Annotated in this window: 12 protein-coding genes; 10 read left to right on the forward strand and 2 right to left on the reverse strand. The window is 70.6% G+C overall.

All coding sequences use genetic code 11. The features are described 5' to 3' along the window. Positions 1–145: 145 nt before the first annotated feature. Positions 146–1,030 (reverse strand): succinate--CoA ligase subunit alpha, encoded by an 885-nt coding sequence (gene sucD / locus AB0C46_RS28635; RefSeq protein ID WP_235470497.1) that lies wholly within the window; start codon positions 1,028–1,030, stop codon positions 146–148. Between the two features lie 20 nt (positions 1,031–1,050). After that, on the reverse strand, positions 1,051–2,226 hold the full coding sequence (sucC, locus tag AB0C46_RS28640) for an ADP-forming succinate--CoA ligase subunit beta (RefSeq protein ID WP_362831318.1): 1,176 nt from the start codon (positions 2,224–2,226) through the stop codon (positions 1,051–1,053). A gap of 767 nt (positions 2,227–2,993) precedes the next feature. On the opposite strand from sucC, the gene AB0C46_RS28645 reads away from it, so the two are divergent. The 10 genes from AB0C46_RS28645 to AB0C46_RS28690 all read left to right on the forward strand — a co-directional run bounded on the left by AB0C46_RS28645 (position 2,994) and on the right by AB0C46_RS28690 (position 19,321). Then, complete coding sequence (locus tag AB0C46_RS28645) at positions 2,994–4,865, forward strand: phage tail sheath subtilisin-like domain-containing protein (protein WP_362831320.1); 1,872 nt, start codon at positions 2,994–2,996, stop codon at positions 4,863–4,865. Positions 4,866–4,912: 47 nt separating this feature from the next. Next, complete coding sequence (locus tag AB0C46_RS28650; protein ID WP_362831322.1) at positions 4,913–5,437, forward strand: phage tail protein; 525 nt, start codon at positions 4,913–4,915, stop codon at positions 5,435–5,437. Between the two features lie 76 nt (positions 5,438–5,513). Then, on the forward strand, positions 5,514–6,266 hold the full coding sequence (locus tag AB0C46_RS28655; protein ID WP_362831323.1) for a hypothetical protein: 753 nt from the start codon (positions 5,514–5,516) through the stop codon (positions 6,264–6,266). After that, entirely contained in the window at positions 6,259–7,011 is a 753-nt protein-coding gene (locus tag AB0C46_RS28660; RefSeq protein ID WP_362831325.1) for a hypothetical protein, read from the forward strand. Before AB0C46_RS28655 ends, AB0C46_RS28660 begins: the two co-directional genes overlap by 8 nt. A gap of 52 nt (positions 7,012–7,063) precedes the next feature. Further along, a complete protein-coding gene (locus AB0C46_RS28665) occupies positions 7,064–8,230 on the forward strand; it encodes a DUF4255 domain-containing protein (RefSeq protein WP_362831326.1) in 1,167 nt (388 codons plus the stop codon). A gap of 387 nt (positions 8,231–8,617) precedes the next feature. After that, positions 8,618–10,477: an ATP-binding protein gene (locus tag AB0C46_RS28670; RefSeq protein ID WP_362831327.1), complete on the forward strand. Its 1,860-nt coding sequence runs from the start codon at positions 8,618–8,620 to the stop codon at positions 10,475–10,477. After that, positions 10,468–10,824 carry a hypothetical protein gene (locus tag AB0C46_RS28675; RefSeq protein ID WP_362831328.1) on the forward strand — a complete coding sequence of 119 codons (357 nt, stop codon included), beginning with the start codon at positions 10,468–10,470 and terminating at the stop codon, positions 10,822–10,824. The genes AB0C46_RS28670 and AB0C46_RS28675 overlap by 10 nt, the downstream gene beginning before the upstream one ends. After that, positions 10,821–17,879: a DUF4157 domain-containing protein gene (locus AB0C46_RS28680; RefSeq protein ID WP_362831329.1), complete on the forward strand. Its 7,059-nt coding sequence runs from the start codon at positions 10,821–10,823 to the stop codon at positions 17,877–17,879. Before AB0C46_RS28675 ends, AB0C46_RS28680 begins: the two co-directional genes overlap by 4 nt. Positions 17,880–17,915: 36 nt before the next feature. Further along, entirely contained in the window at positions 17,916–18,602 is a 687-nt protein-coding gene (locus AB0C46_RS28685) for a hypothetical protein (RefSeq protein WP_362831330.1), read from the forward strand. Between the two features lie 56 nt (positions 18,603–18,658). Continuing rightward, complete coding sequence (locus tag AB0C46_RS28690) at positions 18,659–19,321, forward strand: hypothetical protein (protein ID WP_362831331.1); 663 nt, start codon at positions 18,659–18,661, stop codon at positions 19,319–19,321.

The raw sequence follows: 19,321 nt of genomic DNA on the forward strand, positions 1-19,321 counted from the left end.
GGGGCGCTCCCCTCCCCTCCCGCCGCCCCCCCTCTCTACCCCCCGGGCCCCGCCCCACCCCGGCGCGGCCCCCCCCCGCGGGGGGGCGGCGCCCGCGTCCGGTGCACTGCGCCGCCGGACGGGTCCGGCGGCACGGAGCCGCGAATCAGCCGCCGAGGATCTCGCGGGCCAGCCGCGCGGTCTCCGACGGGGTCTTGCCGACCTTGACGCCGGCGGCCTCCAGGGCCTCCTTCTTCGCCTGGGCGGTGCCGGAGGAGCCGGAGACGATGGCGCCGGCGTGGCCCATGGTCTTGCCCTCGGGCGCGGTGAAGCCCGCGACGTAGCCGACGACCGGCTTGGAGACGTTGGCCTTGATGAAGTCGGCCGCACGCTCCTCGGCGTCGCCGCCGATCTCACCGATCATCACGATCAGGTCGGTGTCGGGGTCGGCCTCGAACGCCTCAAGGGCGTCGATGTGCGTGGTGCCGATGACCGGGTCGCCACCGATGCCGACGGCCGAGGAGAAGCCGATGTCACGGAGCTCGTACATCATCTGGTAGGTCAGCGTGCCGGACTTGGACACGAGACCGATGCGGCCGGGCTTGGTGATGTCGCCCGGGATGATGCCGGCGTTGGACTGGCCGGGGGTGATCAGGCCGGGGCAGTTCGGGCCGATGATCCGGGTCTTGTTGCCCTTGGCCTTCGCGTACGCCCAGAAGGCGGCGGAGTCGTGGACCGCGATGCCCTCGGTGATCACGACGGCCAGCGGGATCTCGGCGTCGATCGCCTCGACGACGGCGGCCTTGGCGAAGGCCGGCGGCACGAAGAGGACGGACACGTCGGCGCCGGTCTTCTCCATCGCCTCGGCGACCGAGCCGAAGACGGGCACGTCGGTGCCGTCGAAGTCGACGCTGGTGCCGGCCTTGCGCGGGTTCACACCGCCGACGATGTTGGTGCCGTCACCGAGCATCAGCTTGGTGTGCTTCATGCCAGTGGCACCGGTCATGCCCTGGACGATGACCTTGCTTTCCTTGGTCAGGAAGATAGCCATGGTTGTTGTGTCCTCGTCCTTTACTTAGCAGCCAGCTCGGCGGCCTTGTCGGCCGCGCCGTCCATGGTGTCCACACGCTGCACCAGCGGGTGGTTGGCCTTCGACAGGATCTCGCGACCGAGCTCCGCGTTGTTGCCGTCGAGGCGCACGACCAGGGGCTTGTTGACGTCCTCACCCTTGGACTTGAGCAGCTCCAGGGCCTGGACGATGCCGTTGGCGACCTCGTCACAGGCGGTGATGCCACCGAAGACGTTGACGAAGACGGACTTGACGTCCGGGTCGCCGAGGATGATCTCCAGGCCGTTCGCCATGACCTCGGCGGAGGCGCCGCCACCGATGTCGAGGAAGTTGGCGGGCTTGACGTTGTCGTGCTTCTCGCCGGCGTAGGCGACGACGTCCAGGGTGCTCATGACGAGACCCGCGCCGTTGCCGATGATGCCGACCTGGCCGTCGAGCTTGACGTAGTTCAGGCCCTTGGCCTTGGCCGCGGCCTCAAGCGGGTTGGCCGCGTCCTTGTCCTCCAGCGCCTCGTGCTCCGGCTGGCGGAACTCGGCGTTCTCGTCGAGGGACACCTTGCCGTCGAGGGCGATGACGTCACCGCTGGCGACCTTGGCCAGCGGGTTGACCTCGACGAGGAGCGCGTCCTCGGCGACGAAGGTCTTCCACAGGGTCACCATGACCTCGGCGACCTGCTCGGCGACCTCGGCCGGGAACTTCGCCTGGGCGACGATCTCGCGGGCCTTCTCGATCGTGACGCCCTCGTTGGCGTCGACCGGGACCTTCGCGAGCTCGTCGGGCCGGGTGGCCGCGACCTCTTCGATGTCCATGCCGCCGGCAACCGAGGCCATGGCCAGGAAGGTGCGGTTGGTGCGGTCGAGGAGGTACGAGACGTAGTACTCCTCGGCGATCTCCGGAGCGGTCTCGGCGATCATCACCTTGTGGACCGTGTGGCCCTTGATGTCCATGCCCAGGATCTGACCGGCCTTCTCGACCGCGTCGTCCTCACTGGTGGCCAGCTTGACGCCGCCGGCCTTGCCGCGGCCACCGACCTTCACCTGCGCCTTGACGACCGACTTGCCGCCCAGCCGCTGGGTCGCCTCGCGCGCCGCCTCAGGCGTGTCGATGACTTCACCGGCCAGCACCGGTACACCGTGCTTGGCGAAGAGGTCCCTCGCCTGGTACTCGAACAGGTCCACGCGCGTCCGTCCCTTGTCTTCTCAGAATCGCCGTAGTGATCGCGGTTCGTTCGTCTGCGATGGGCGTGCCGCGAAGGGCAACGTGACGGCGCTGTCACTGAGGGAGGCGTACACGGTGACCGGATACGCGGCATGTCCGTTCCGCAGGTTATCGCCGCAGGACCTGCGGCCCTAAATCGCAGATCACACTCCAGCGGTGATTACCATCACAGATCTTTTGGCCAAGTTGCGCCTCCCTGAGATTTCCGCATGTTGTCGGGTGGTTTTCCTCCACCCCGAGGGCTTATGCGGCAGGGCCGCGCCCCCGGCCCCCTCCGACCTCCGGCTCCGTTGTCACTCGCCGTGCACTCCGGCGTCGCGCGAGGTTCGCGGTCTCCTCCCGGTACGCCCCCGTGCGCCCCGTCTCAGGTGATTTCGGTTCCGGTGATGCGGGAATCCGTTTGGGAAGAAGCTGCGACTCCCGTGCACAAGACCTCCGCAGGCGGTGTCCGGAAAGGCCTCTTGACCCGTCAACTCCCGTCTGCGGACACTGTGTTGAGCACTTACGCATACTTACGCATCAGGAGTCACAAGCTTCGGGCTTGGTCCCGTGCAGGTCGGTCGGCAGATCGCTTTGCACCGGGTGCAGACGGGGGAACTTGATGAGTAGTGGGGGGATGTGTGGCCGCGGCAGGTGCGGCCGCGAGGTCTCCCACGCCTGCTCTCCCTCCCCCTTTCTCGAATTCTTGGTGTCCTCACACTCGGTGCCCGAAGGGATTGGAGGGGGAATGCCGACACATACGACCTATCCCGGCGTTTATGTCGAAGAGCTTCCCAGCAGCATCCGCAGCATCACCACCGTCACCACATCCGTGACCGCTTTCGTCGGCCACACCCGGCGCGGACCGCTCAACCAGCCGGTGCAGATCACCAGCTTCGCCGACTTCGAGCGCCGCTTCGGCGGTCTGACCTCGCAGAGCCCGGTCGCGTACGCCGTCCACCAGTTCTTCGGCAACGGCGGCACCGTCGCCGTGATCGTCCGGGTCACCAAGGCCGGCAGCGGCAAGGAAGCCCGGGTCACCCTGGAGTCCACCGAGGGGCACAGCCAGTGCCCGGTGCTGGAGGTGCACGCCAAGGAGCCGGGCGTCTGGGGCTCCGGCCTCCGGGTGGCGATCGACCACGACACGCCGGAAGCAGGGAATGCGGGCCACCCGACTCCGTGCGAGACCTTCAACCTCCAGGTCCTGGACGCCCACGGCACCGCCCGTGAGTCCTTCGCCGGCCTGTCCATGGACCCCGGCCACGGCCACTATGCCGAGACGGTGATCAACGCGGGCTCCTCGCTGATCCGTGTCCGGGTCGTCGGCGAGGGCCGTCCGGACCCCTCCGGCACCGTCTCCAAGGCCTTCCACCACGAACTCCCCGATCTGAACGTCGAGTTGACGGTGAAGATCGGCGAGGTGGAGCGGGAGTTCACCCTCTACGACCCGGACTGCGACGGGGAACCGCCGTGCACGGTCGCCGAGCTGGCGCTGCTGCTGGAGCACAAGCTGCGCGCCCTGCCGGACGCCCCGGGCAAGCACGCCTTCGCGGGCGCCGAGGTCACCGCGTTCGGCCGCCGTATCCAGGTCGTGGCCGGGTCCACCGACCCCGGCGACGTGGTGCGGTTCGTCGGCGAATGCGCCAATGACCTGGGCCTGGAGGCCTCCGTCAACCCACCGGTCTTCCCGCTGTGCGGCGGCGAGGACGGCGCGGCGCCCGGACCGCGCGACCTCATCGGCAGTGAGGCCCGCAAGAGCGGTCTGCAGGCGCTGCGCGAGGTCCCGGACGTCAATCTGCTGGCGCTGCCCGAGCTGGCCTCGTACGAGTCCGCCGAGGACATGATCACGGTGCTGTCGGCGGCCGGACGGCTGTGCCGGGAGCGGCGGATCTTCCTGCTCGTCGACGCCCCCGCCGCCTGGGGCAGTGTGGATGCCGCCCGCGCCGGTATCGCCGCCTTCGCCCCCGTCCGCAGCGGCCACTCCGGCCTGTACTTCCCGCAGCTCCAGCTCACCGACCCGCTCACCGGCCGGCTGCGCTCCTTCCCGCCGTCCGGCGCCGTCGCGGGGGTGATCGCCCGTACGGACAGCGAGCGCGGTGTCTGGAAGGCACCGGCCGGCACCGAGGCCCGGCTGGCCGGGGTCCACTCCCTGTCGGTCAAGCTGACGGACCGGGAGAACGGCCTGCTCAACCCGCTCGGGGTGAACTGTCTGCGCACCCTCCCGATGGTCGGCCCGGTGATCTGGGGCGCCCGCACGCTCGACGGCGCGGACGCGCTGGAGAGCGAGTGGAAGTACGTGCCCGTACGGCGGCTCGCCCTGCATGTGGAGGAGAGCCTGCTGCGGGGCCTGCAGTGGGTGGTCTTCGAGCCCAACACCGAGCAGCTGTGGCAGCAGATCCGGCTCAACGCCTCGGCGTATCTGCACTCGCTCTTCGAGAAGGGCGCGTTCAAGGGCAGCACCCCGCGCCAGGCGTACTTCGTCAAGTGCGACCAGGACACCACGACCGAGGCGGACATCGAGCGCGGCATCGTCAACGTCGTGGTCGGCATCGCGCCGGTCAAGCCCGCGGAGTTCGTGATCGTCAAGATCCAGCAGATGGCCGGCCAGTTCGACGTCTGACCACCCGCAGGCAAAGGACGTGACCGCAGAGGACGTGAAGGAATCCGATGGCTGAGTTTCAGATCAACGCCCATCGCTTCGACCCGTACAAGAACTTCAAGTTCCTGGTCCTGTGGGACGGTCGTACGGTCGCGGGCATCAGCAAGATCAGCCCGCTGAAGCGCACCACCGAGGTCGTCAAGCACCGGCACGGCGGCGACCCCAGCTCCCCGCGCAAGTCCCCGGGGCGCTCCGAGTTCGAGGGCATCACCCTGGAGCGCGGTGTCACCCACGATCCGGAGTTCGACCGCTGGGCCAACAAGGTCTGGCAGGTCGGCGCGGGCCTCGGCTCGGAGGTCTCGCTGGCCGACTTCCGCAAGGACCTCGTGATCCAGGTCCTCAACGAGGCCGGTCAGGTCGCCGTCTCGCACAAGATCTACCGCTCCTGGCCGAGCGAGTACCAGGTCCTGGGCGAGATGGACGCCAACGCCAACGCCGTCGCCATCCAGAGCCTGAAGCTGGAGTGCGAGGGCTGGGAGCGGGACTACGAGGTACCGGAGCCGACCGAGCCATCGTTCACCCACCCGGCCTGACAACGGCCCGTACGGCACAGCGCGTACGCAGCACTCGGCTGGTACGTCACGGCACACGCACCGGACGAGGTGAGGAATGACGGTCACCGGGCCCGCTGAACTGCTGGCCACCTGGGAGGCCGGGCTGTCCCGGCAGGGCGGCGACCGGGCCCTGCTGCTGCACCGGGCGGCCCGCCCCGGGGCCGGCACCGACGCCCTGCTGTCGGTGCCGCTCGGGGAGCGGGCTGCCGATCTGTTCGCGCTGCGCCGGGCGCTGTTCGGCGAGCGGATGCAGATCACGCTCGACTGCGCCGACCCGGACTGCGCGGCGGCGATGGAGTTCGACCTCGACGCGGCCGAGCTGGGCGCCCGGCCCGACGTGCCCGAGGACGGTCTGCGGGTGGCGGAGGGCGACTGGACGGTGGTGTTCCGGCTGCCGGCCATCGCCGATCTCACCGCGGTGGCGTCCCTGGCGGCCGGTGCGGAGGAGGCCCGGCGGCGGCTGGGTGCCCGCTGCGCCCGTTCGGCGCGGCGCGGCGGGCGGCCGGCCACGGACGAGGAGCTGGCGGCGCTGCCCGAGGCGGTGCTGAAGCGGTTCGCCGAGGCGGCCGAGCGGGCGGACCCGGCCGCCGAGGTGGCGCTGAACATCGCCTGCCCGGAGTGCGGCGCCGCCACCCCGGCGGAGCTGGACATCGCCGCCTACCTGTGGACCGAACTCGACGTCTGGGCCCGCGATGTGCTCCTGGACGTCCACCTGCTCGCCTCGGCCTACGGCTGGAGCGAGCCCCAGATCCTGGCGCTGAGCCCACTGCGCCGCCGTTACTACCTGGAGCTGTGCGCAGATGCCTGACTACTTCGACCGGCTGCTGGCGCGGTACGCACCGGCGCCCGGGGGCGCCTTTCCCGGCGGCGGCCGTACGGACCGGGCCCGGCGCACCCTCGTACAGCCCCGGCTGCCGGGACCGTTCGAGCGGATCGAGGCGCTGCGCGGCACCTCCGCCGAGCCGGACGAACCGGCGCCGCTGTATCCGCGGGCACCCCGGCCCTCGCCGTCCGGGGCAGGGCAGATCCGGTACGAGCGGGAGATCAGGACCACCGAGCGGCAGACCGTCCTGCGGACCGAGGGCCCCCGGCAGGACGGGACTCCGGACCCCACCGACCGGCAACTGCGGCCCGCCGAAGGGCTGTTACGGCCCGCGGCGGCCCCCGATCCGGGAGGGCTGCCCGGCGCACCCGGCGCCGTCCGTCCACAGCGGACGGCGGGGGCGCGGGCGGGCGACGTCCAGGCCGCCCGTCCGGCGGCGTCCACGCTCGTCCTGCCGGGGTTCGACACCGCCCCCGTCGCCCCGGTCGCGCCGCTGCGGCCCCGCACCGACGCACTGCCGGCCGCCCGTGACGCCGCCCGGACCACGGCCACCGGGCGGCGGGGGCAGCGTGGCGCCGAGCGGGTGGTGCACGTGCAGATCGGCCGTGTCGAGGTGAGCGCGGCCGGTACGGAGCGGCCCGCGGCGGGCGGGCAGCCGGCGCGTACGGAGCGCCGCGAGCCCGCGCTGAGCCTCGCGGACTATCTGGCGCGCGGGGAGAGGACGAACTGACGGTGACGCACCACACGACCTGGCCGGGGCCGCACTCACAGGGACGGGCTTCATGAGCAACGCACTCGCCGTCGCGACGGTCACCCAGGCCCTTGCGCTGCTGATCGAGCACCATCTGCACCCCGAGATCGATATGGCCGTCTCGGTGGAGACCCGTAAGCCGCCGTCCGATCCACCGACGGAACCGACGATCACGGTCTTCCTCTACCAGGTCAGCCACAACCCCTCGATGCGCAACAGCGACCTGGTCACCCGCGCCGCCGACGGGACGCTGCTGAAGCGGCCCGCCGCCGCCCTCGATCTGCACTTCGTGATCAGTGCGTACGGCGAGGAGACCGAGCTGGTCGGGCAGCGGCTGATCGGCAGCGTGGTGCGCACCCTGCACGAAATCCCGGTACTGCCCCAGGAGTTGATCGAGGAAGCGGCCCAGCGCCCCTATCTGGCGGGCAGCGATCTCGCCGAGTCCCCGCAGAAGGTGCGCTTCACACCCCTCCAGATGGACGTCGACGAGACCTCGAAGCTCTGGGGGATGCTGCACAACACGCCGTACTCGTTGTCCGTGGCATACCAGGCCTCACTGGTGCTGCTCGACGGGCATCAGAAGCCGGTCCCGGCGAAGCCGGTGCAGAGGCCGGACGTCACGGTGCTGCCGTTCGGGGCACCGGGGGCACCGGAGCCGCCGACGCCGCCGAGCAGGGCGGCGGGTGGTGAAGGTGCGACGCCTCCCACCGGGGCGGCGCCGACGGCGGAGACCGCCGGGGCCCGGCCCCCGGGAGCGCCGCCCCGCAAGACCAAGCGCGCCGGCGGCAAGGCCGCCAGGGCCGAGGGGGGCGGGGCCGAGGAGGCCGGGGCCCAGACGGCAGGGGCCGAGGGGGCCGGGGCCGAGGGGGCCGGGGCCGAGGGGGCCGGGGCGCCTTCCGGCGAGTCCCGGCGCGCCGCCGCCAAGACGGCCACGAATGCCGGCGCCACCTCCACCGTCCGGGCCACCGTCGCCAAGGCCGCGGCCGGCGGCGGCGCCCGGGCCGCGAAGAAGGCGGCGGGCGACCCGCCGGCCGGGCGTGGCGACGGCGGCAAGCCGGGCGGCGCGTCCGCCCGTTCACGTACCCGCAAGGCGACCGGCGGCGGTGCGCGGGACGGCAACCGGGAGGGCACGGGCCGTACGGACGAGGCGCGCGACGGGAACGGCCCGGGTCGTGCGGACGACGGCAAGGAGAGCTGAGGCGCGATGCGCGGAACGGGGGCGGAGAAGGGCATGGGCAGCGGCGGCAGCACCGGACCGCGCGCGGCGTCCGGGGACGCGGACGCCGCCGCGCTGACGGCGGCACTGCGGTCCGTCCTGGCGCGTCTGGATACCCACGCCACACGCGCCCGGCGCGCCCGGGACGCCTCTGCGCCCACCGAGGGCGGCCCGGAAGACGGGACGGGAGACGGGACGAAAGACGGGACGGGGGGCGGCCTGGAAGACGGGACGCCAGGCGGGACAGCAGGCGGGAAGGCACGGAAGACGCCAGGCAGAACGCCAGGCAGAACCGCTGACAGGGCAACTGACGGGACGGCCGACGGGACGGCCAACGGTTCCGCACCCGCGACCGCGCCCGACGCCGTCATGGCTCCGGCCGCCGCGGAGCCCGGACCCGAACTCTTCGCCGCCACCGAGCCGTTGACCGACGTCCCCACCCTCGACGCGCTCACCACCTGCTTCGGTCTGAGCCCGTTCGAGCGGGAGATCGTTCTGCTGACCGCCGCCGCGGAGCTGGACCCGAGCACCGCCGCCCGCTGCGCGGCGGCGAGCGGCGACCCGGCCCGCGCCTACCCCACCTTCTCCCTCGCACTGGCCGCGCTGGGCGACCCGCACTGGAGCGCGCTCACGCCCGTCGCACCGCTGCGCCGCTGGCGTCTGATCGAGCTGGACGACGAGACCCGGCTGACCACCACCCGCCTCCGCCTCGACGAGCGGATCCTGCACTTCCTGGTCGGCTCGCCGTACCTGGACGCCAAACTGCACGGCCTGCTGCGCCGCACTGCCGCCCCCGGCGGCCTGCCGCCCTCGCACGACCGGGCCGCCGCGCGGGTCGCCGCGGGCTGGGCGGGCGCCGGTCCGGACGCACCGCTGCGGGTGGAGCTGGTCGGTGGCGACCTTCGTACCCGCGCGGACATCGCGGCCACCGCGGCCCGCCGTTCGGGGCTCGGCCTGTACTCCATGGCCGCCGACGACGTCCCCACGGACGCCGCCGAGCGGGACCGGCTGGCCCGCCTGTGGCAGCGCGAGGCGATCCTGCTGCCCGCCGCGCTCCTCGTCGAGGTCGGCGAGCTGGACCGGGACCAGCACGCCGCGGCCGACGCCTTCATCGCGGGCGCGGCCGTGCCCCTCGTCGTCTCCAGCCCGGACCCACGGCAGACCGGGCATCCGCGCGGCGAGCGGGTCACGGTGCCGAAGCTGTCCGACGAGGAGCAGCTCGGCCTGTGGACCGACGCCTTCACCGGCATTCCGAATGTGATGGATCGTCATCTCCAGGCTCTGGTGGCCCAGTTCCAGCTTCCGCCGCATGTCGTCCGCTCGGCCGCCGCGACCGTACGCCGTGATCTGCCCGGCTCGGACGGGCTGGACGCCGCCGAGCTGGCCTGGCAGGCCGGTCTCACCGAGGCGCGGATGGGCCTGGACGAGCTGGGCCGCCGGATCGAGCCGCGGGCCGGCTGGCACGACCTCGTCCTTGCCGACCGGCAGCTCCGGATCCTCCAGGAAATCGTCGCGCACGTACGACAGCGCAGCACCGTCTACCAGGACTGGGGCTTCGCGAAGGCGCTGCGCAGCGGCCTGGGTGTGACGGCCCTCTTCGCGGGCGGCTCGGGAACCGGCAAGACCCTGGCCGCCGAGGTCATGGCCACGGAGCTGGGCCTGGACCTCTTCATCATCGACCTGTCCCAGGTGGTCAGTAAGTACATCGGCGAGACGGAGAAGAACCTCAGCCGGGTCTTCGACGCGGCCGAGCAGGGTGGCGCACTGCTGCTCTTCGACGAGGCGGACGCGCTCTTCGGCAAGCGCAGCGAGGTCAAGGACAGCCATGACCGCTACGCCAACCTGGAGGTCAGCTATCTGCTGATGCGCATGGAGGCGTACCGCGGCCTGGCGATCCTGACGACGAACATGAAGAAGGCCCTGGACTCCGCCTTCATGCGCCGGATCCGCTTCGTCGTGGACTTCCCGTTCCCCGGCGAGAAGGAGCGCGCGGAGATCTGGCGCCGGGTGCTGCCCGACCGGGCCCCGGTGAAGGGCATCGACCCGGCCCTGCTGGCACAGCTCACCGTCGCGGGCGGCTCGATCCGCAATATCGCCCTGTCCGGGGCCTTCCTCGCCGCGGAAGAGGGTGACCGCGTCCGGATGCGGCACATGCTGGCCGCCGCCCGCACCGAATACCTCAAGCTGGAACGCTCCTTGACGCCGTCGGAGGTCCACGGATGGGTCTGAACGAGGTCAGGAAGGCCGCCCCGGAGCCCGCGCCGACGGGCCCGTCCGCGCCGCCGCACCCCGCGTCCGGACCGCCGCGGTCCTTCCGTATCGACATCGGCGCACTGGTCCTCGACGGTTTCGACGCACGGATCGATCCGGACCGCGTATCGGACGCGTTCCGGAGCGAGCTGACCCGGCTCGTCCACGAGCGCGGAGTGCCGCTGGCGGCGGACGGGGCGGGCGTGGCACTGGACGGGCTCGCCGGGCTGCCGCCGCTGCCCGCCACCACCTCTCCCGTACGGCTGGGCGAGGCGCTGGCGCACGCGGTGCACGCGGGGCTGACGGGACGGGGGGAGGCGCGATGAGTACGGCACAGTCGTCCAGGCAGGACGACCGGTCCACCGCGCAGGAGAAGCGCCGCAAGCGCAAGGAACGGTCCACCGCGTCCCGTGCGCCGGAACCGAAGGACATCGTCAGCGGCGCCGGCCAGCCCCTCGACCTGAGCGTCCGCCGCGAGCTGGAGGAACAGCTCGGCCACGACTTCAGCCAGGTCCGCCTGCACACCGACTGGGACTCCGGACAGCTGGCGGACATGATGGGCGCGGACGCCTTCGCCGTCGGCCAGGACATCTTCTTCCGCGAGGGCACCTACCGGCCGGGCACCGCGGACGGGCAGCGCCTGCTCGCCCACGAACTCCTCCACACCGTTCAGAACCCGCACGGCCTGGGCGCCCTGCGCGCCGGCCGCGACCTGGGCGCGGTCAGCCTCCCCCAGGAGACGATCGAGCGGGAGGCGGAGTCGGCGGCGCGGGATTCCGTACGGGGCGCGCTGCGGGATTCGGTGCGCGCGGAGCAGCCTGCTGCGGAGATCGAGCCGGGGCAGGCGACGCCCGGCTGGCTGCGCTATGCGACGGTCGACGCCGACCGGCACCGTATGGCGCACCTGGACCCGGCGACCCTGGTGGACCGCCTCGCCAACGGCGTCCTGCGCGCGCTCCGCGGTGACCCGGAGGACCGTTCGGGCCGGGTACGCCTGCAACTGGCACGGCTGGCGCCGGAGGTGCAGGAGTCCGTGCTGGACCGCCTGGAGATCCGGCTGTCCACGCCCGATCTCGACCGGCTGCTGGAGCTGGTCGAGGAGGTCGAGGAGGGCCTGCTGCCGCTGGAGTCGGCCACGGCCCCTGAACCGGTGCCCGACGAGGCCGAGGTCATCGCCCAGGAACGTGCGCGGGAAGCCGCCGCCGCACACGACGCCCGCACGAAGGACGAGAAGGAGCGCGACGGCCGGCGGAAGCGGGCGCAGCAACGCAAGGACGCGGACCCGGCGGGCGACGGAGGCCCGGAGCGGGGCGGGCAGCCGGCCTCCGGGGACACGGGCAGGGTGCCTTCGTCGGAGACCGCCCCGGCAGCGTCGTCCGGGCAGTCGGCCGACCGGGACAAGGAACAGGCCACCGCGCGGCAGCAGGAGCAGGCTGAAGCGGCGCAGCAGGACGGGGAAGCCGGACGGCAGGCCGCGCAACAGGACAAGGCGAGCACGGCCGACGCCCAAGAGGCGGACGGCGCCGAGCAGTCGGAGGAAGGCACCGCGGAAGCGGACCCGCAGGACACCGGGAGCGAGCGGGCGGACGCGGCCGGCCGGCAGCCCGGCACCGCCCCGGAGGCCCTGGACAAGAGCGCCGCGGAGCCCGGTGAGAAGGAGCGGACCGCCGGCGACCTCGATCAGCGCCGCGGCAAGGGCGATCCCGAGAACGAGGAGGACGCCGACGACGAGCCACTGGGACTTGAGGAGGAGTCCGCGGAGCTCGACGAGGACGATGCGCAGGATGCGGCGGAGGACGAGGAACTCGACACGGAGGACACGGCGGACTCCGCCGCTGACGCCGGCGCCTCCGACTCCGCCGGTTCCTCCGGCACCGACGACGGGGTTTCCGGGGGCGGTCCGGCCGGATCGGCGTCGTCGGCCGCGAAGCAGCAGAGCTCCGACGATGCCGTCGCCGGCAAGCGGGACAGCCCTCCCGGCGTGCTCGACTCCCCCGTCGACCGGGACCGGTCGGACGTGGCTCGGCGGCAGGCGGAGGGCGAGTCCGGCTCCGGGCCCGGGGGTCCCTCCCCTGAGGAGGAGCGGGAGGCGGACGAGCGGCTGGCCCAGGACCTCCAGTCCGACAAGTCGATCGAGCAGGAGATCGGCCCCGAGCCGGACGAGCGGGCCGACGACAGGGTCGGCGAGGAATCCGGCGAGCCGGACCCGGGCGCGCCGGACCCCGATGACGCCGAGTCGGAGCGGGCGTTGGCCGAGGAACGCCGGGAGGACGCCGAGGCCAAGAGGCGGGACGAGGCCGCTCGTACCGCCTCCGACGGGACGAGCGGGCCGACGACAGGGGCCGAGGGCGACCCGTCCGCGCCGGGACGGCTTTCGAAGGCCGACGAGGATGCGCGCAAGCAGACCGTGAGTTCGTCGTCGGGGGCGTCGGGACCGGAGGCCTCGGGGTCGGGGGCCTCGGGTTCAGGGGCGGGGTCGGGGTCGGGGTCGGCCTCGGGACCGGGTTCGGCTTCCGGGGAGGCGAAGAGCGCGGATGCCGCCGGGGCCACGGACGCCCGGCCGTCCGGCGGGACCGGCGAACGGGCCGGTACCGGAGCCGCTACGGAAACCGGTTCGGCGGGCGGCAGGACCGAGCACACGACAGCCGGCGGCGCGGCCTCCGGCGGGAGTGCGAAGGCGATGGACGTCGCGGGCGGCACGGCAACGACGGATGCCGCCGGCCCGAAGGGCGCCACCGAGGACAAGGACACCGCCCGGCCATCGGCAGCCACCGAGACCACGGACACCGCCCGGAGCAAGGACGTCACCGAAGGGAAGGGCCCCGCGACCACGCCGGGCTCGGACACCGGCCCGGAGAAGGTCTCCGCGACCGGCCCCGAGAACGCACCGAAGCTCGCACCGGGCACGGGGGCGGGCGGCGCCGCGGCTGCCGTGGCGGATGCCGGGGCCGCCGCCAGGACCGAGCGGTCCACGAAGCCCGGCCCGGGGAAGCCGGCCGCACGGCCGAAGGCCGGGGCCGCGCCCCGGCAGCGCCAGGCGGCCAAACAGGCGACCCAGCACGTCCGGCGCGGGGGAGGTGGCGGCGCGGGCGGCGGCCGTACGGCTCCGGCACCCGCACGCGGCGGCCGCGGTGGCGGTGGCCGCGCCGCGTCCGGCCCGGCGAAGCCCAAGAAGGAGGCCCCGGCGCCCGATGTCTCCAAGGGCACGCCCGAGGCGGGGCTGGCCACGGTGTCGAGGCTCAAGCCGTACCAGATGCTCGAAACCTTCCAGGGCCTCGACGGCGCGGTGGGCAACTCGGTCGGCAAGGAGCGTACGGCGCTGCGCAAGGGGCCGCCGCAAATGGCGCGCCCGACCGGCTCGCCGCGGACGGTGCCGGGCGGCCCCACGCCCGCCGCCCCGGGAACGTACACCAGCGCCAAGGTCGCCCGTACCGACGCGGTCAAGGGCAAGACGCCCGGGATCGAGGGTGAGCAGCGGCCGGAGGGGAAGCCGCCCGGCGCCGATGTGGAGGAGCCGAGCTGGTGGGACATCCTCTTGGCGATCGGCGGCGCGCTGCTCAAGAAGATCTTCCCGTTCGACGATCTGATCGACTCGATCATGGATCTGCCGACCTCGGACGACGGCCTCAAGGGCACCCGGGTGGGCAATGCCCCCAGGGTGCCGCTCCAGGACGACTCCGAGCCGCAACGCACCGACGAACAGGGGCAGAAGCTCGACGAGCGGAAGAACGAGCTGCACCAGGCCGGCCGCGAGGACGCCGCCCGGCCGATGGGCGAGGACCAGATCTATCCGGACGTCCCCCAGGAGACCCTGACCGCCAAGGTTTCCGGGGGCGGGAAGAAGGCCGGGCAGAAGGGCGGCGGGGCGGGCAAGGGGCCCGGTGGCGGTGTCCCGATTGAATCCGCCTCCGCGGTGGCCGAACACGACCACGGTCCGCAGATCCAGGCGGGCTTCGCCCAGGGCCGGCAGAAGATGGGCGAGGAGCGCAAGGCCAAGGACCAGCGGGCGAAGGACGACAAGCACAAGCACGACAAGGACCTGAAGCGCGAGGTCGACGCCAGCGGCGAGAAGCAGGCGGACGAGCGTGAGAAGGGCCGGTCCGTGATCGCCGATTCCCGCGACACCTGGCGGAAGGAACAGGACGACAAGGTCGCGGAGATCGACGACAAGAAGGGAAAGAAGTACGACAAGGTCCGCAAGGACGTCAGCGACAAGCAGGAACAGACCGACAAAGACGTCGACAAGCGCACCGAGGACGACAACAAGAAGGTCGATGACGAGCACGCCACCGCGGAGAAGGACGCGGAGAGGAAGCAGGACGACAAGAAGAAGGAGGCCGAGAAGGGCGACGGCGGGTTCCTCGACGAGCTCAAGCAGTGGTGGGAGAACCTCAAGAGCGAGATCAAGAAGTTCTTCGAGCGGGCGCGCAAGGCCGTCACCGACCTCATCGACAAGTTCAAGCGTGAGGTCTTCCAGCTCATCGACGACGTCCGCAACTGGGTCGTCAAGCAGATCAACGACTTCGCCGACGCGCTGATCGCCTTCGGCGACGAAATGCTCGCCGACTATCCGGCGATGCGCGACAAGTGGCGCAACACCATCAATGCCGGCCGCAACTACGCCGTGCAGAAGGTCAATGAGGCCGCCGACGCCCTCAAGGACGTCGCCGGCGCCCTGCTCGACGGGCTGGGCAAGGTCCTCACCGCCGGGCTGGACATGCTGGAAGGCGGGCTGCTGGCGGCCGTCGATGTCGCGGAGACCGTCACGGTCAAGGCGGTCGAGATCGGGCAGGCGGTGGTCGCGGGCCTCGGCGAATGGGCCGCCATCTTCAACGACATCGTCTCCGACCCTGGCGGCTGGATCAGCAAGGCGGGCGCCGCGGCGCACACGGGCGCCCAGGATTACCTCTTCGACGAGATCAAGTCGGCGGTCAAGGAGTGGTTCAACCAGAAGGTCCAGGAAATCACCGGGCTGTCCCCGGAGGATTTCCAGGCGCTGGTCGAGGGCAACGTCAGCGTCGCGGAGATGGGCCGGATGGCCTGGGACGCCGCGGTTCCGCAACTTCCGCTGATCATCGGCGAATTGGTCATCGAAAAGGTCGTCGCCAAGCTGATTCCCGGGGCCGGCTGGGTCATGGCAATCATCGACGCGCTGAAGACCGCATGGGACACGCTCAGCGAAATCCTGGCCGCCTTCGGGCTCTTCATGGACTTCCTCAAGGCCGTCAAGAGCGGCAATGGCGCCCGGCCCTTCGCCAAAGCGGTCGCGGCCGGCGTCGTCGCCCTCCTGGAGCTGATCTACCAGGCCCTGATCGACGGCCTCAACAAGTACATGGGCAAGGTGACCAGCAAGCTCGGCGAGATGCTCAAGAACATCCGCGCCAAGCGCCGGCCGGGCGGGCCCGGCGGGCCAAGTGAGCCGGGCTCTCCTGGGCAGCACAAGCCCGGCCAGACCAACGCTCCGGACCCGGGGCGCGCCAATGGCCCCCATCAGGCGGACACCTCCGGCCCGACGGCCGGCAAGCCCGGCCCCACCGACAAACCCAACCAACGCCCGGCCCCGCGCAAGCCCTCCCCGGACAAGGCCTCCCGCCCGGAAACCGGCCCCCGCCCGGAGAAGCACCCCTCCCCCGAAAAGAAGCCGCACCCGACGCATCAGCCCCAGCCGAAGTCGAAGCGGAAGCCCGACGCACACGAACGCCGCGAGGACGGCCGCGAGGTGAACGCCGCCCGCCACCGGGCGAACGACGCCAAGCGCACCCCACGCGACGACGACAAGGCCGGCCCCGGCAGGCCCCGCCGCGGCCCCGCCCGCGACACCCTCCGCAAGAAGCGCCGCCCCGACACGGACCGCTCCGACAAGCGGCATCCGGACAAGCGCCGCCCGGCCGACCCAGGCAAGGACCCGCTCCATAAAAAGCAGCAGAAACACGATGACAAGGGCCACACCAAGGACCGCGACCGGGACAAGGACGGCGCCAAGAAGGTCAGCACGAAGAAGCGACCGCGCCGCAAGCCCGAATCCCGCACCCGCCGCGCACTCCGCCGCGCCCGCCACACCATCAAGTCGGCCTTGAACCGGGCGCGCCGCGCCACCCGCCGCCTCTCCGGCAAGGCCCGCAAACTCACCCACAAACTCAACCACCGCACCCACCGCCTGAGGGACCAATGGAGGCGCCGGCGCGATCGCTTGCGGCGCAACCAGCAGCGGAAGCTCAGTAGGAGCAGGGACGACAAAAGGCGCGAGGACGCCATGCGTGACCTCGACCTTCCCAAGGTGCAATACCGGGACGAGAGTGACAGGGTGCACACCCTGCAGTTCGAAGGCCGCGGGGGCGGCGCAGAACTCGAAGTGCACAGCAATCCCTCAGGAGTTCCGCGTTTCCTCCGGCTCTGGAAACTGGACATCGAAGAGATGGGGGACTCGGAAAAGAAGGATCAGCAGCTCCAGGCCATGCAGGAAGCCATGGGCAACTACCTCAATGTCAAATCCCTCCAAAAACAGCTCCCGCGCCGGGTTCCCAAGGGCCGGGGCGGCGCCAAATGGATGGACGACTACCTGGCACTGCGCAGCCAATTGCAACAATTGGCCAAGAATATGGCCGAGAGGACTCATGGCGAAGATAAGCCGCCGCTGCCGGCCACGGTACTGCCCGCCTTCTCGGACGGAATCCTTGCCCGCAACTACTCCAAGGCTCATTACATCCAGCCGAGCACACCGAACGGCGAGGCGTCGAATCTGGCCAAGAAGGGCAACCCAAAGGGCTGGAAGCAACTCCAGGACGCAGGACACACCGGCGCACCGGAGCGTTGGCTGAGGATGCACCTCCTACCCGACCGGCTCGGCGGACTTGCCACGGGTTCCAACCTCGTACCGGCCCCTCTTGTAGTGAACAACCACTTCAAGGACGAGGTCGAATTGGACGCCGATAAGGCAAGGAAGAACCCGCAGCTGGAGGACATGATCTGGTACCGGACCGTGGTCACCTTCCACACTGGCCCGGACTGGTACATACCCCGCACCATTACCTCGATGTGGGGCGGCTACGAAGTAAACGCGAGCAACAAGTGGGAGGAGAAGAAGCCCACCGGGAAAAGAACCGTCTCGGCCACGCTGCAACCTCCCGGCCACCGGAACCCGAGAGTCGTGAATGCTAATAAGGACTCAGCCGCACGGATCGCCGCCGTCCTCAAGACCACCTACAGCTTTGGCGATCGAATCAGGAAACTGCGGCCCTTCACGGGGGCCGGACAATTGAAGCGAAAGCTGCGGGACTACGAGAGTAAAAAACGACCGGGCACGCCATCCCTCCCTGATTTCATGGACGTCATGGCAGAAATCGACAAGCAAGCAGGCACCAATCTCATCTTCACACCCTGAGCAAGGACTGGGAGATCCGCAGAGGGAGGCTCCGGAATGACCCACCTATTGGATTTCGAAAAGCGATTCCTCAAGATGATGACGGATCTCCTGGAGAATCCACGAATTGAAGTCATCACTCACTCACAGGGCGCCATGGACGAGGAGCGCAGCGATGCTCGATCGGTGCTCGAAGCCCTGGAAAGCTGGTATCACGTCCCGCTGGATGTATCGCTGCAGCGATGCATCACCCGGTTTGAAGAGCTGGCCGCGCACTGGTCCATCGATGAACCCGGCACGCAGCTTTCGGGCGAGTTCAACCTGACCTACCTCCTGGACGCAGTCGGCAACCCGCCGCCTCGCCTCGCATGGGAGGGGGCCCCGGAGAGCGAACAGCAGCTCTTCTCCGAGTTCAGGGTGATCGATGACACTCCCAGCGGCGGAACGGGGAAACTCGCGTCGATCCGGATTCGGGACGGCGCCACATCACCTGAAGTGTGGTTCTTCGACGTCACACGCGGCACTTACAAGTTGAACATCGACTATTGCGGATACATGGAGGCCCTGCTGCTCACCAAGGGCACCTACGGATGGCAGTACCTCTTCACCGACATCTCCCTTCGGGGGCGTGAGTTTCAGAACGTCGTGAGTGACCTCAAGTTGATGCTGCGCACCTTCCCCGCATTGTTCCCTGATGGTGACTACGCGCCCCTCCGGGCGCGACTCTCGGAACGACTTCGCTAAGGGGCGGACCTCATGACGAATTCACCGAGCAGGATCCCCAGAAAGGCACAGCGCACATGACCCGCTACGCCGACATCCCCAAACCCATCCGCTCCGGCCTCGTCATCGTCGACCCCGAGCGTGGCACGCCGCAGCGCATCATCGTGCTGCAGTTCAATCCGGACACGCTGGAGCGGTCCGTGGCGCCGCAGGCCGCCGGTGGGGAAGGCGGTGGCGGCGGGGACAGTGGTGGTGACCGGAATGAGGCGCTTCGGCTCAAGGGGCCGGCGCAGGAGACGTGGAAGTTCACCGCGGAGATCGATGCCACCGATCAGCTGGATGTGGCGGCGCCGAACGGGATTCATCCGCAGTTGGCCGTGCTGGAAATGCTGGTGCAGCCCACCACCGCGCAGTTGAGGGCCGCCTCGCATCTCAGCAAGAAGGGGACCATTGAGATCAGCCCCATTGAGACGCCGCTCACCCTTTTCACCTGGGGAAGCAAGCGGGTCATGCCGGTTCGGCTGACCGAGTTGTCCGTCAATGAGTCGGCGTTCGATGTCCATCTCAATCCGATGCGGGCCTCGCTCAGCATCGGGATGAAGGTACTGACGGTGAGTGATCTGCCGGCCGGGCATCGGGGGGCCGAGCTCTACCTCGCGCATCTGGCGCAGAAGGAGCAGTTGGCGCGGGCCGCGCAGGGCGGGAGTTTTGCGGCGCTCGGGCTCGGGAGGGGGATCTGA

This window comes from Streptomyces sp. NPDC048637, assembly GCF_040650675.1.
Taxonomy (GTDB): Bacteria; Actinomycetota; Actinomycetes; order Streptomycetales; family Streptomycetaceae; genus Streptomyces.

Excerpts from the sequence above, each read along its gene's own strand:
- AB0C46_RS28645 (WP_362831320.1), top strand. The coding sequence starts at position 2,994 with ATGCCGACACATACGACCTATCCCGGCGTTTATGTCGAAGAGCTTCCC.
- AB0C46_RS28655 (WP_362831323.1), top strand. The coding sequence starts at position 5,514 with ATGACGGTCACCGGGCCCGCTGAACTGCTGGCCACCTGGGAGGCCGGG.
- AB0C46_RS28650 (WP_362831322.1), top strand. The coding sequence starts at position 4,913 with ATGGCTGAGTTTCAGATCAACGCCCATCGCTTCGACCCGTACAAGAAC.
- AB0C46_RS28685 (WP_362831330.1), top strand. The coding sequence starts at position 17,916 with ATGACCCACCTATTGGATTTCGAAAAGCGATTCCTCAAGATGATGACG.
- AB0C46_RS28680 (WP_362831329.1), top strand. The coding sequence starts at position 10,821 with ATGAGTACGGCACAGTCGTCCAGGCAGGACGACCGGTCCACCGCGCAG.
- sucD (WP_235470497.1), bottom strand. The coding sequence starts at position 1,030 with ATGGCTATCTTCCTGACCAAGGAAAGCAAGGTCATCGTCCAGGGCATG.
- AB0C46_RS28665 (WP_362831326.1), top strand. The coding sequence starts at position 7,064 with ATGAGCAACGCACTCGCCGTCGCGACGGTCACCCAGGCCCTTGCGCTG.
- AB0C46_RS28675 (WP_362831328.1), top strand. The coding sequence starts at position 10,468 with ATGGGTCTGAACGAGGTCAGGAAGGCCGCCCCGGAGCCCGCGCCGACG.
- AB0C46_RS28670 (WP_362831327.1), top strand. The coding sequence starts at position 8,618 with ATGGCTCCGGCCGCCGCGGAGCCCGGACCCGAACTCTTCGCCGCCACC.
- AB0C46_RS28690 (WP_362831331.1), top strand. The coding sequence starts at position 18,659 with ATGACCCGCTACGCCGACATCCCCAAACCCATCCGCTCCGGCCTCGTC.
- AB0C46_RS28660 (WP_362831325.1), top strand. The coding sequence starts at position 6,259 with ATGCCTGACTACTTCGACCGGCTGCTGGCGCGGTACGCACCGGCGCCC.